14 protein-coding genes are annotated in these 12,872 nt (G+C 48.0%); 6 read left to right on the top strand and 8 right to left on the bottom strand.

Features of this window, described 5'->3' with window-relative positions; genetic code table 11:
- The first annotated feature begins 106 nt into the window (after positions 1–106).
- Genes DFP83_RS05485 through srmB form a run of 3 tightly spaced genes read left to right on the top strand, consistent with a single transcriptional unit; the run spans position 107 to position 3,694 of the window.
- Positions 107–1,591 carry a SulP family inorganic anion transporter gene (locus DFP83_RS05485; protein WP_110573961.1) on the top strand — a complete coding sequence of 495 codons (1,485 nt, stop codon included), beginning with the start codon at positions 107–109 and terminating at the stop codon, positions 1,589–1,591.
- Positions 1,592–1,604: 13 nt separating this feature from the next.
- A complete protein-coding gene (locus DFP83_RS05480) occupies positions 1,605–2,453 on the top strand; it encodes a universal stress protein (protein WP_110573959.1) in 849 nt (282 codons plus the stop codon).
- Between the two features lie 26 nt (positions 2,454–2,479).
- Entirely contained in the window at positions 2,480–3,694 is a 1,215-nt protein-coding gene (gene srmB / locus DFP83_RS05475; protein WP_110573957.1) for an ATP-dependent RNA helicase SrmB, read from the top strand.
- Here srmB and DFP83_RS05470 read toward each other — a convergent pair.
- From DFP83_RS05470 to pomA, 4 genes are all read right to left on the bottom strand, one after another.
- Positions 3,691–4,050, bottom strand: coding sequence for a VanZ family protein (locus DFP83_RS05470; protein WP_241971590.1), 360 nt, complete (start codon positions 4,048–4,050; stop codon positions 3,691–3,693). The genes srmB and DFP83_RS05470 overlap by 4 nt on opposite strands.
- Positions 4,043–5,500: a tRNA uracil 4-sulfurtransferase ThiI gene (gene thiI, locus DFP83_RS05465; RefSeq protein WP_110573955.1), complete on the bottom strand. Its 1,458-nt coding sequence runs from the start codon at positions 5,498–5,500 to the stop codon at positions 4,043–4,045. The genes DFP83_RS05470 and thiI overlap by 8 nt, the downstream gene beginning before the upstream one ends.
- A 71-nt stretch (positions 5,501–5,571) precedes the next feature.
- Positions 5,572–6,501 (bottom strand): flagellar motor protein MotB, encoded by a 930-nt coding sequence (locus tag DFP83_RS05460; protein ID WP_110573953.1) that lies wholly within the window; start codon positions 6,499–6,501, stop codon positions 5,572–5,574.
- Between the two features lie 5 nt (positions 6,502–6,506).
- A complete protein-coding gene (gene pomA, locus DFP83_RS05455) occupies positions 6,507–7,274 on the bottom strand; it encodes a flagellar motor protein PomA (RefSeq protein WP_110573951.1) in 768 nt (255 codons plus the stop codon).
- A gap of 172 nt (positions 7,275–7,446) precedes the next feature.
- Between pomA and DFP83_RS05450 the strand changes: the two genes are divergently transcribed.
- From DFP83_RS05450 to dxs, 3 genes are read left to right on the top strand one after another with little or no spacing between them, the layout of a single operon-like run.
- Positions 7,447–7,689, top strand: a complete 243-nt coding sequence (locus DFP83_RS05450; protein ID WP_110573949.1) for an exodeoxyribonuclease VII small subunit — start codon at positions 7,447–7,449, stop codon at positions 7,687–7,689.
- Positions 7,686–8,573, top strand: coding sequence for a (2E,6E)-farnesyl diphosphate synthase (ispA, locus tag DFP83_RS05445; protein ID WP_110573947.1), 888 nt, complete (start codon positions 7,686–7,688; stop codon positions 8,571–8,573). The genes DFP83_RS05450 and ispA overlap by 4 nt, the downstream gene beginning before the upstream one ends.
- Positions 8,574–8,587: 14 nt before the next feature.
- A complete protein-coding gene (gene dxs, locus DFP83_RS05440) occupies positions 8,588–10,432 on the top strand; it encodes a 1-deoxy-D-xylulose-5-phosphate synthase (RefSeq protein ID WP_110573945.1) in 1,845 nt (614 codons plus the stop codon).
- 9 nt (positions 10,433–10,441) lie between these two features.
- On the opposite strand, the gene DFP83_RS05435 is transcribed toward dxs, so the two are convergent.
- From DFP83_RS05435 to ribH, 4 genes are read right to left on the bottom strand one after another with little or no spacing between them, the layout of a single operon-like run.
- Positions 10,442–10,942, bottom strand: coding sequence for a phosphatidylglycerophosphatase A family protein (locus DFP83_RS05435; RefSeq protein ID WP_110573943.1), 501 nt, complete (start codon positions 10,940–10,942; stop codon positions 10,442–10,444).
- Position 10,943: 1 nt separating this feature from the next.
- A complete protein-coding gene (thiL, locus tag DFP83_RS05430) occupies positions 10,944–11,939 on the bottom strand; it encodes a thiamine-phosphate kinase (RefSeq protein ID WP_110573941.1) in 996 nt (331 codons plus the stop codon).
- Between the two features lie 30 nt (positions 11,940–11,969).
- Positions 11,970–12,389: a transcription antitermination factor NusB gene (gene nusB, locus DFP83_RS05425; protein WP_006956365.1), complete on the bottom strand. Its 420-nt coding sequence runs from the start codon at positions 12,387–12,389 to the stop codon at positions 11,970–11,972.
- Between the two features lie 16 nt (positions 12,390–12,405).
- Entirely contained in the window at positions 12,406–12,870 is a 465-nt protein-coding gene (ribH, locus tag DFP83_RS05420) for a 6,7-dimethyl-8-ribityllumazine synthase (RefSeq protein WP_110573939.1), read from the bottom strand.
- Between the last annotated feature and the right edge of the window lie 2 nt (positions 12,871–12,872).

Below are 12,872 nucleotides of genomic sequence, written 5' to 3'. Positions count from 1 at the left end.
AATGTCACATACGTGTCAGGTCATTCAAATATACTGCATGCTCCATACATGTGACATACAAACTAGATGCACTCCATCTCATTAAATTTTTAATTTGGTAACGTTTATGTGGAAGTCTATCCAGGCAAACTGGTTCTCGAATCTGCGTGGCGATGTACTTTCAGGTATTGTAGTCGCTCTAGCGCTGATTCCTGAAGCCATTGCTTTCTCAATAATTGCCGGCGTCGATCCCAAAATCGGTCTCTACGCATCATTCGCTATCGCGGTCATCATCTCGTTCACGGGCGGTCGTCCGGGTATGATCTCGGCGGCGACAGGTGCAATGGCACTGTTAATGGTGACCTTGGTTAAAGAGCATGGGCTAGAGTACCTTCTCGCCGCTACCTTGCTAACCGGTGTGCTGCAAATAATCGCGGGCTATTTGAAGTTGGGCGAACTTATGCGCTTTGTATCGCGCTCGGTGGTTACCGGATTCGTTAACGCCTTGGCAATACTTATTTTCATGGCTCAGTTACCTGAACTCACCAATGTCACTTGGCATGTTTATGTGATGACGGTCGCTGGACTCGCAATTATCTACGGGTTTCCATACATTCCTGTGATTGGTCGTATCCTGCCATCACCGTTAATTTGTATCCTTTCACTGACCATTATCGCAATTTACTTCGGTATTGATGTGCGCACTGTGGGTGATATGGGCGAACTTCCTGATACGTTACCTGTCTTTTTATGGCCCGATGTACCGCTTAACTTTGAGACACTCGCCATTATTTTCCCTTATTCACTCGGGTTAGCAATAGTGGGTATGCTTGAGTCATTGATGACAGCCACCATCGTCGATGACCTTACCGATACCACCAGTGATCGTAACCGTGAATGTAAAGGTCAAGGTATTGCCAACATTGGTTCAGGCCTCTTAGGCGGTATGGCAGGCTGTGCAATGATCGGTCAATCCATTATTAATGTGAAATCAGGGGGCCGCACGCGACTCTCGACTTTGATTGCCGGTGTATTTTTACTTGTTCTGATTCTCTTTTTAGACGAGTGGTTAAAGCAAATTCCAATGGCGGCGCTGGTCGCGGTAATGATTATGGTGTCTATCGGCACATTCAGTTGGGATTCAATTAGGAACCTCAAACAACACCCACTGTCTACCAACATAGTTATGTTGGCGACCGTTGCGGTTGTTGTGGCGACGCATAACTTAGCACTCGGGGTTTTTGTCGGCGTACTATTAGCCGCTATATTCTTTGCTAATAAAGTGGGTCATTATATGGCTGTGACGTCCAGTCTAGACGAGGCTTCATTTTGTCGTACATACAAAGTCGCCGGCCAGGTATTTTTCAGTTCCTCTGAGAAATTTATCGCCGCGTTCGACTTTAAAGAGGGCGTTGATAAAGTCGTCATCGACCTGAGCGAAGCACACTTTTGGGATATCACTGCCGTTAACGCACTCGACCGCGTAGTCATTAAATTTAGACGCGAAGGTGCCGAGGTTGACGTCATCGGACTGAACAAAGCAAGTGCCACCATCGTTGACCGCTTTGGAGAACATAACCAAAGTGAAGCCAAGGATTTGATTGGACATTAATTAGGGTACACGAATGAAACACGTTATCGCTTGTATAGATGAATCGCGCATAGCGCATGCTGTTACTCAGTATGCGACATGGTCTGCGCAACGGCTACAAACACCGCTGACGCTTTTTCATGTTCTCGATGAACTGCGCTACCCAGTCAACTCCGACATGACTGGAAACATCGGCTTAGGGAGTCGTGAGTCGTTACTCGAGGAACTTGCAGAGCTCGATGAACGTCGTAATAAACTTGCCTTGGAGCACGGCCATCATTTACTTGAAGCGGCTAAAAGCCACGCAGAAGAGCTGGGTGCAACCGATGTCCACCTGCGTCAGCGCCACGGTGATTTAGCCGAGTCATTGGGTACCCTCGAAGATGAGCTAAGACTGCTCGTGATTGGTTTGCACGGCACTAAAACCTGCGACAGCGACCGTTTGGGTCATCAAATCGAAACCATCGTACGCAATGTCCGTCGTCCGATCTTAGCGGTTCCTGAGCAGTATAAAGCACCTACCAATGTGATGCTTGCTTTCGACGGCAGCGACGTATCTCGCAAAGGTGTTAAAATGTTAGCTGAGTCCCCGCTATTCGTTGGCATGCCGATCCATGTCGTCATGGTGGGAGCCGCGACGGCGGATGCAAACGCTTCTGTCGAGGCCGCTGTAAGCCACTTGCAAGAGTACCGTCACCAAGTAAGTTACGAGATCAGAGCAGGCGAAGTCGAATCGACTTTGCGTGATATTCAGCAAGAGCGTAATATCGACATGCTGATCATGGGGGCTTATAGCCACTCAAAATTACGCCAGTTGTTTATGGGCAGCACGACTTCAAAAGTGCTCTCACGCGCCAAAACACCGGTATTATTACTCCGTTAAATTTAAACATCTTAGGAATGCATTGAATGACGCCAGACTGGCAAGAACTAGAGCTCGATGACGCACTGATTTCGGTGCTAAAAGCAGCAGGCCTAAATAAGCCTGCTAAAGTTCAGCAAGCGGCTTTACCCGCGGCAATGGACGGACACGATTTGCTTATCAGCTCGCCAACAGGCACTGGTAAAACGTTGGCGTTTTTGCTGCCGGTGTTGCAACACATGATAGATTTTCCGCGCAAGCAACCGGGCGCGGCGCGTGCGCTGATTATGGCACCGACGCGCGAACTTGCCGAGCAAATCTATCAGCAAGCAGAGATGTTTCGAGAGCTCACTAACTTATCCTCTATCGTAGTCACCGGTGGTGTTAACTATGGTAGCCAACTGAATCGCCTCGAAAAAAGCCATGATATTGTGATTGCGACACCGGGTCGTTTACTCGACCTCTTAGAAGCCGAACAATATGCGCTTGAAACCGTCGAGTGGCTTGTTATTGATGAAGCCGATCGCATGTTGGATATGGGCTTCAAAGACGTTGTTAAAGATATTGCGATGCACGCGCGTAATCGCCAACACGCGATTCTTTGCTCAGCAACGATTGACAGCGAAGGTGTTGCCGCATTCTCGCGTTCACTGCTTAATGAGCCTGAGTTGGTTGAAGTCACACCTCCTAAGCGTGAACGAGGCAAGATTATCGAGCAAGCGTACCTTGCTGATACCGACGACCATAAACGCCAGTTGCTGATGGCATTACTGCAACAACACCCTGGACGCTCTATCATTTTTGCGCGTACTCGCGAGCGTGTACAAGCCTTGGCGAGCTATTTGCAGTCACAAGAGGTTCCCGTTATGTTCTTGCGGGGTGACTTACCGCATGCGGAGCGGCAGCAAAAGATTATCGAATTCAAACGTCGCGATAATGTCGTGTTGGTCGCCACTGATGTTGCTTCTCGGGGTCTCGATATTGATGATATTAAATTGGTCATCAACTACGATTTACCTAAACAAGCCGATGTCTATGTTCACCGTATTGGTCGCACAGCACGCGCAGGACAAAAAGGATTGGCGGTTTCGTTAGTCGAGGCACATGACGCACTGCTACTGGGTAAAATTGAGCGCTACATGGAACACCGCCTTGATAGGCGAGTTATTGAGGGACTCAAACCTCAGTATAAATTTCCATCGACCGATAAAAAGCGTGTCAAAAAGAAAAAACAAGCTAAGAAAACTAAAAAGCGCCGTTAATGACGGCGCTTTCGAAATATCCACAGTAGTGAGAAGTAGGCGACAACGCCTGCTGCATCAGCAAGCCAATCCATCACGTCCGAGCCTCTGCCAGGAATATAATACTGGATCACTTCAATCGCGCAGCCATATATCAGCAATAACGCAATCGCGACTTTGCCAGATAGGTCGAACGCCTTATGCAGGGTGAAACTTAGCAAGAAAAACGCAGTAAAGTGCACCCACTTATCGGCGTGGGGTAGCATACGGCTCGCCTCGTGGCTCGGCACCTGCCACAAGAATGCAAAAGTGATCGCGACTAACAAACTTAAAAAAATTGCACGCGCTATCACGCGGGAGGCACTTAAGTTACTCAACGTCCTGTCCTTCATACACCGAAACGTTATCGTAACCCGCTTCCTGCAGTAATAACGTTTGCATTTTACTCATCACTCCCTGCGAACAATATAATAGATAATGTTTCGAGTCATCCAGTTTTACAAACTCTGACTGCACCTTAAAAAACGGCATTTCAATAACGTCCAGCGACGTCGACAATGGGTGTTCTTCAATTTCTTCATCGGTGCGAATATCGATAATGACTTTAGGCTTGGCGGACGCCGTCTGCTTTAATTGAACCTGTTGCTGCGCCGCATCCGCAATATCTTGCATACTCAATACTTGAGCATTACGCACCACTTGCTCTATCAAGCTCATATCCAGCTTGTCTTCCTCCGCCAAAATAGCTTGCTCATCGGCTTTTACGGTTGGCTTGTTGGAGATGACACCGCAATACTCAGGAATAGTCTTAGCAAGTGCTTCAGTGCCAATACGTTTAGCTTGATCAACGATGCTTTGTTTATCAGCGGTAATCAGCGGGCGTAAAACGAGGGTTTCAGTCGCTTTATCGATTACCTGCAGGTTCGCCAATGTTTGACTGGATACTTGCCCTATGGCTTCACCGGTCACTAAGGCTTGGGCTTTTAGGAAGTAGCCGACACGTGTCGCCGCTCTCAGCATTTGTCGCTTGAGCACTACACCCATGGCTCCATTATCGACCTTTGTTAAGATATCTTCGACAATCGGCGCAAAGTCTACGCTGACAAACTTAATGGGGTGCGATTTACTATAGCGCTCCCACAGATAATGGCAGATTTGTTTAACGGCAACTTCATGTGCATCACCACCTAAGTTAAAGAAACAAAAATGCGTACGCGCGCCACGGCGAATAAATTCAAAGCTTGCAACACTCGAATCAAAGCCGCCACTCATCAGGCTTATCACTGTCTCTTGGGTTGGAATAGGAAATCCACCCAAGCCGAGTCTACGCTCACCCACTAACTGGATATTTTGCTCGATGATTTGCAATGTGATTTCGTGGTCCGGCGCTTTGAGTTGCACCTGCGCGGTTGGCTCGTGCTGAAGTAGGTATCCGCCAAGATAACGTTCGAGTTGCTGCGAGGAGAAGTCATGATGCCCTTTTCGTTTTACTCGCACGGCAAAGGTTTGTCGGGCAATTTTCTCTAACCAGAATCCAGCCACCCATTCAGACAACACTTCGAACTCGTCTAGGGGGCGTTCAATAACCTCGGCAAACCAAGAAATTCCGGGCGTACATGCCAGTTTGTCGATGATCGTCTGACGTGTCTGCTCATGATCGGATTCGCAGGTCACCTCGATACGGTCCCACAACCACTTTACATACAGATCTGAATCGATATCGGCTAACACTTTACGTAGGTTGTTAGTAAGCACTTTGCCGTAGCGCTTCCGAACAGATCGGCTTTTAATCGTGATTTCGGCATGCAACCGTACAACAAACTTCATGGTGGCCTCAGTTTCCGCTTGATATAAAAACCACCAATTATACGATTTTTTGCTCCTGCGAGCTAGCGTAGCTACTCAATCACATCAACGGGGTCAGACTCTTTCGCCTTACCTTGCATAATCGCGATATCGACCCGTCGATTAAGCGCCCGATTAGAGGCCGAGTTATTTGGCACAATCGGCTTAGTATCCGAATATCCCATCGTCACTAAACGCGACTGGTCGAATCCCTCGACTGACGTCATTTCTTCAGCGACCGCCACTGCTCGTTTAGCCGACAAGTCCCATTTAGAGCTATACATCTCAGAAATCAGCGGCTGGTTATCGGTATGTCCCGAAATGGTCACTTCACCGGGAATATCCTTTAACGCCTCAGCGACCTCACGAATAACCGGTTTAAATTGCGGTTGTAAGAAAGCTGAACCCTCAGGAAACGAACCATTTTCCTTAATCCGAATGATAATTTGCTGCCCAAGTTGCTCGAGTTCGAGTGTTCCCGCTTGAATATTCTCATTAAGCTGTTCGCGAATACGCTCCATTAACTCCTTAACTTCGTCTTCCATCGCGGGTTCCGATTTTGAGCTTTCAGCCGCTTTCTTATCATCCGCACTATCTGCTTGCTGACCACCACGCTCTGTCTGCTTTCCACCAGCAAAGTCAGATTCGCCTTCTTGAAACTCTAACATCTGCTGAGTCATCTCAACGGTTTGTTGCTGTATGGTTTCAATGGGGGTGGGCTCAGGCCGCCCTGGACGGAACTCTTGGGCAATAACACTCGTACCTTTTGGAATATCTTTAACTTCAATTTTATTTTGCACACCCAGCGCATACTTCATTGAGCCGGCAATCTGTTTAAACTTCAAAACATCCATTTCGGAAAACGCCAGCAACAATACGAAAAAGCACATTAATAGCGTCATCAGATCAGCAAAGGTCGCCATCCACATCGGCAACCCCGGTGGCGGGCAACGGCATTCTTCTTGGTCGTCTGCAGCAGCCATAAGCGCTATTCTTCCTCGTTGCCTTCGTTAACACGCTTAGATTCAGCGAGGTAGTTACGAAGTAAACCTTCGATAACACGAGGGTTCTGTCCATCTTGAATACCCAGTATGGCGTCAAGAATGAGTTGGCGATTAAGCTTCTCTTGTTCGGCACGCAAAACAAGCTTGTTGGCAATTGGGATCGCAATCACATTAGCAAGGAACGCACCATATAGGGTTGTCAACAAAGCCACGGACATAGCAGGCCCGATTGCCTTTGGATCATCCATGTTCGCCAGCATCGCCACCAAACCTATCAACGTACCAATCATCCCCATGGCAGGAGCAACGTCAGCTAATACTTTGAAAAAACGAGCGCCCTCTTCGTGACGTGCAAAGCTCATTCCGATATCTTTACTCAAAGTCTGCTTAACCACGTCGGCATCGTGCCCATCGACCAGCATATCAACCCCTTTACGAAAAAATGGGTTGGGAATCTCAGCTTCTTCAAGTGCCAAAAAGCCGCCTTTACGTGCTGAATCAGCCATTTCGACCGCGCTATCAATCAATTCTTGCGGATGCTCAATCTTAAAGAAAAAAGCTTTCACCACGACCTTACCTGTGGCAAAGAATTGCTGTAGCGGAAAGTTTGCCATGACAATAAACAGTGAACCGCCCACAACAATCAATATTGACTGAGTGTCGATAAAAAGACCGGGGTCACCACCAAGTACCATCGCGGCAACGACAAAGCCTATAGCTCCAATGATCCCTACCAGCGTTGCTATATCCACTCAGTTTCCTCCACTTGACGCGGTAAATTTGGCTAGAACCTCAATTTTAAACATCCCACTCAACGTAGCAACCTATATTGTAAAATTAAGTAAACCACGCATTGATCATCGGCTGACATTCGAGTTTCTTTATATGATAATGACGCTATGTTGAGACTAAAGGCGATACACTATGACTAAACAGGAAGAAAACCTATCTTTTGAACAAGCACTACAACAACTCGAACAGTTAGTTAATGAGCTTGAACAAGGCGACCTTCCATTGGAAACGTCACTAGAAAAGTTTGAACAGGCGGTGAAACTGTCGCGTTTAAGTCAAACTCAACTACAAAGTGCCGAACAAAAAGTTTCAACGTTACTAGAAAAAAACGGCGAACAAGAATTGAGTGAACAGCAGGGTGAGGCGTCGGAGTGAACATTAAGCAGTTTACAGCTGATGTCAGAACGAGCGTCGATAAGCGACTTGATCAGTTGATCGCAACCCATCTTGCTCCGAGCGATTTAAAAGAAGCGATGGCTTACGGTGTGCTACTCGGCGGTAAACGAATTCGCCCGTTTCTAACCATGACGGTCGCAGAGCTGTGTGGCGCTGACTCTGACGACGCGCTTGACGCTGCATGTGCCGTCGAGCTGATCCATGCTTATTCATTAATTCACGATGACCTCCCAGCAATGGATGACGATGAACTTCGCCGCGGGCACCCTACTTGTCATATCAAGTTTGGCGAAGCGACGGCTATTCTAGCAGGTGATGCGTTACAAACACTCGCTTTCGAAGTCTTGAGCCAAATGAAAAGCGAACGCTTGCCTGCTGAGCGTCGTATTCAGATGATCCATCAGCTTGCTACGGCCAGTGGCGCCAAGGGAATGTGCTTAGGGCAAGCATTAGACCTTAATGCGACAGGTCAATCGATTAATGAACAGGCATTAGAGACCATCCACCGCCATAAAACCGGTGCACTTATCCGCTCGGCTGCAGCACTGGGAGCCCTCTCGGGCAGTGAGGACAGCCAGCAATACCTAGATGACTTCTGCGACTTTGCCAGTTGGATAGGCCTGGCATATCAAGTTTACGACGATATTCTTGATGTTGTCGGTAATACTGAGGTGATGGGCAAGCCGCAAGGCTCTGACCAGGCCCACCATAAAGCGACCTACGTCGCGTTACTTGGACTTGACGGCGCTAACAAAAAACTGATGTCATTGCACCAACAAGCACTACTGTCACTCAACAAGATCCCGTACAATACTCAAAAACTAAAAACATTTTCTGAGATCTTGCTGCAACGAGATCATTGAGCTATACGAGACATATGACCAAATTATTAGACGGTATTGAATACCCAACAGATCTGCGCAAGCTTCCGACTCATCGATTGAAGGCAGTATGCGACGAAGTACGCGCTTACTTACTCGATTCGGTTAGCCGTAGTAGTGGTCACTTGGCATCGGGGCTTGGCACCGTTGAACTTACAGTGGCACTGCATTATGTTTACAACACCCCCAAAGACAAACTGGTATGGGATGTAGGTCACCAAGCCTACCCTCATAAAATACTGACAGGTCGTAAACATCAACTCCATACAATCCGTCAAAAAGATGGATTGCATCCCTTCCCTTGGCGCGAAGAGAGTGAATATGATGTGTTGTCAGTAGGGCATTCGAGTACATCTATCTCGGCAGCACTGGGGATGGCTGTCGCCGCACAGCGCTCAGGCTCAAACGAGAAAGTCGTTTCAGTTATCGGGGATGGCGCAATGACAGCAGGCATGGTATTTGAAGCCATGAACCATGCGGGTGACATTAAGCCGGATATGTTGGTTGTGCTAAACGACAATGATATGTCTATTTCAGAAAACGTTGGAGCCCTCAACCAACATTTTGCACGCCTTTTATCGGGTCGTTTTTATACCAAGATACGCGAACAAGGCAAAAAATTACTGAAGCCATTGCCCCCTATTCATCACTTGGCGAGCCGCGCCGAAGAGCACATGAAAGGCATGATGGCACCAGGTACGATTTTTGAAGAGCTCGGTTTTAATTATATCGGACCTATTGATGGTCACGATATTGATACCTTAGTCGAGACACTAAAAAATATGAAGCACCTGCGTGGTCCTCAGCTGCTTCATGTCGTCACTCAAAAAGGTAAAGGGTATCGTCCAGCCGAGGCTGATCCAATTGGCTACCATGGCGTGCCTAAGTTTGACCCGGCGCAGTCAACATTACCAAGCAAAAAGCCTGGCATTCCCAGCTACTCCGAGGTGTTTGGTGATTGGCTATGCGACCACGCCCAATCCGATGCGAAGCTCATGGCGATTACACCGGCTATGCGCGAGGGCTCGGGCATGGTGAAGTTTTCAAAACTTTATCCAGATCAGTATTTTGACGTCGCTATTGCTGAACAACACAGTGTCACTTATGCGGCGGGACTTGCCATCGCTGGACTTAAGCCCGTTGTAGCGATTTACTCGACATTCTTGCAACGTGCTTATGACCAAGTAATTCACGATGTCGCACTTCAGAACCTTGATGTGTTATTTGCGGTCGATCGCGCGGGTATTGTCGGTGCCGACGGCCCAACCCACCAAGGTGCATTTGATTTAAGCTATCTGCGGTGTATTCCAAACATGGTCGTGATGACCCCGAGCGATGAACAAGAGTGTCGCGATATGCTGTATACGGGTTACTGTCACCTAGGTCCTGCTGCGGTTCGCTATCCACGCGGCAGTGGAACAGGCGTTAAGCTTAGAGAACAAGATACGCTGCTCGAGATCGGCAAATCACGTGCAGTTCATGAAGGCAATGAGGTTGCCATCTTGAACTTTGGTACCCTACTACCGGAGGCACTAGCTGTTGCCGAAAGCATCGATGCCAGTGTGATCGATATGCGGTTTGTTAAGCCTCTTGATACGCACGCCATCATCGAAGCGGCTAAACGTCATAAACTGCTAGTAACATTAGAAGAAAATGCTGTTGCGGGTGGTGCAGGTAGTGCGGTTAATGAAGCTCTTGCAGAAGCTCAAATCAGTGTGTCAACGCTCAACATTGGCTTACCCGATGAGTTTATTAAGCATGGTAGCCAGACAGAAGTTAAAGAAGAGCTTGGTTTAACTGCTGACGCGATTACAGCGCGTATCCAGCATCACCTAGCATAACAGGTTAATTTAGGCGGCTGCCAGCCAGTCGCTGCCGACCGAGGTTGCGAGTATGAGTTGCAAAACAATATGACTCGCAACACCAGCAAGTACATCATCTAGCATAATCCCTGTCCCGCCATGCAAGCGTTTATCAAGCCAACTAATGGGCCACGGCTTGAGAATATCAAACACACGAAAAACCAAGAATCCGAGCACTAGTAGCCCAAAGTTTGCGGGCAACGCCCACATCGTAAACATTAATCCGACAAACTCGTCCCACACGATAGCTGGGTGGTCATGTACGCCCATTTTATCTGCCGCACTGCGACAGATATAAATACCCACCAGTGTGCACAGTAGCATCACCACCGTATAACTTGTCACATCAAGCAGCAACATGGCGTAAACCAATGGCACAGCCGCTAATGTACCGAATGTACCCGGCGCTTTAGGCGCTAGACCAGAGCCCAAACCCAGTGCCAATAAATCGATAGGGTTGCGCAAAGAGAGCCCAGGAAAACGACGCATACTAAGGCGCTCCAAAATGGTTATAGCCCAGCTTAATATCTGGCATTTGCCAATGTTCGCCTTGATAGGTCATCTTAACTTGCCGCTGTTCATCTTTAACAATACGTCCGATGCATACCGGTTTATCTTTTAAGTGAGAGGTGATGGTTTCTAAGCGACCTCTGTTTTGCTCTGGCACGGTAAATAGCAGTTCGTAGTCATCACCTGCGGTTAACGCGAGCGCAAAAGCCTCATCCAAGTCGAGCGTTTCTGTCAAAGCCAACGATAGTGGCAATTTATCGAGTTCGAGTTGAACGCCCATTTGACCTTTCTTTGGCAGCAGATGATTTAAGTCGGCGAGTAAGCCATCTGAGACATCAATACAGCTATTAGCCACACCACGTAGTAATTGACCTAATGCGACGCGAGGCGTCGGGTAATGCAAACGATTGACTAAAGATTGCAAATGACCATGTGTGGCAGAGAGCTCACCCTGTAAAAGTCTTAATGCTAAACCAGCGTCACCCAGTGAACCACTCACATACAGCCAGTCACCCGCTTTAGCTTGGTCTCGCCTAATCGCCGTGCCATTAGGCACAACGCCCTGAGCCGTATAGGTCAACGTCAACGGACCGCGTGTTGTATCGCCGCCAATTAAATCGCACTCATAGTAGTTTGAAATCTCCTTCAAACCGCCACTAAAGTCGTGCAGCCAATCTTCGTCGATCGTAGGTAAAGTCAGCGCTAGGCTGCCCCAACTCGGTGCCGCCCCCATTGCCGCTAGATCACTTAGATTAACCGCTACGAGTTTGTGCCCTATGGCACGCGGGGGGGTTGTTTTATCAAAATGAACCCCCTCCACCATGGTATCAGTAACAGTTACTAACTGATGATCGGCAGGCACTTCTGTCACTGCGCCATCATCTCCTACACCAACTATCACATCACCACGATACGACTTGGCTTTGAAATAATGCTCAATGAGATTAAATTCGTCGAGTTTCGGAGTCTGTTTCATAAGAAAAAAGAGCGGCGTACCGCTCTTATATTATTGGCGAGCAGGTCTGAGTGCATCGACGGCCTTGTCGAGCACACCATTAACGAAACGGTGGCTGTCATCCGCGCCGAACGACTTCGCAAGTTCAATGGCTTCGTTGATAGCAACTTTATAAGGGACATCATAGCGTTCGCGCAATTCATAAGCGGCGATACGTAAGACGGCCAGTTCCACCGGATCGAGTTCACTAATCGGACGATCCAAATAAGGTGCGATCGCCTCATCTAAACTTTTATAAAAAGCGCCAACGCCACGAAGCAATTCTAGAAAATAATCAACGTCCACCTTGCTGGTGTCGTTGTCGGTTAAAAATTGCGCTTCGATCTCGTTGAACGTATTTTGCGATAACTGCCATGAGTAAACCGCTTGTACTGCAAGCTTTCTCGCTTTTCTGCGTGCTGCTGGTTTCATTCTTATTACGTTCCTGTTAAATCTTGTCTAAGACGTTAACCATCTCTAACGCGCTCAATGCCGCTTCAGAGCCTTTGTTTCCAGCTTTTGAGCCACTGCGCTCAATCGCTTGCTCTAAAGTATCCGTAGTAATGATACCAAACGCCACCGGCAAACCGAATTCCATTGAGACACGACCTAAGCCGCTGTTGCTCTCGCCAGCAACAAAGTCAAAATGAGGCGTTCCACCACGGATAACAGCGCCCACTGCAATAATTGCGTCATACTTGCCAGACTCGGCTAGACGCTTTGCTGCGACGGGGATTTCATAAGCACCCGGTACGCGTACAACGGTGATGTCGTCGTCTGCGACTTGACCATATTGTTTTAGCGTCTGGACCGCACCCTGTAAAAGGCTCTCAACGACAAAATGATTAAAACGAGACACGACAATGGCAAATTTTTTGCCAGGTGCGTTGATGCCACCTTCAATGATATGCATGC

It is taken from the genome of Idiomarina fontislapidosi, from assembly GCF_003226255.1.
GTDB lineage: Bacteria > Pseudomonadota > Gammaproteobacteria > Enterobacterales > Alteromonadaceae > Idiomarina > Idiomarina fontislapidosi.
Note: the sequence above shows the minus strand (reverse complement) of the source record. Positions and strands in the feature narration are given on the sequence as shown.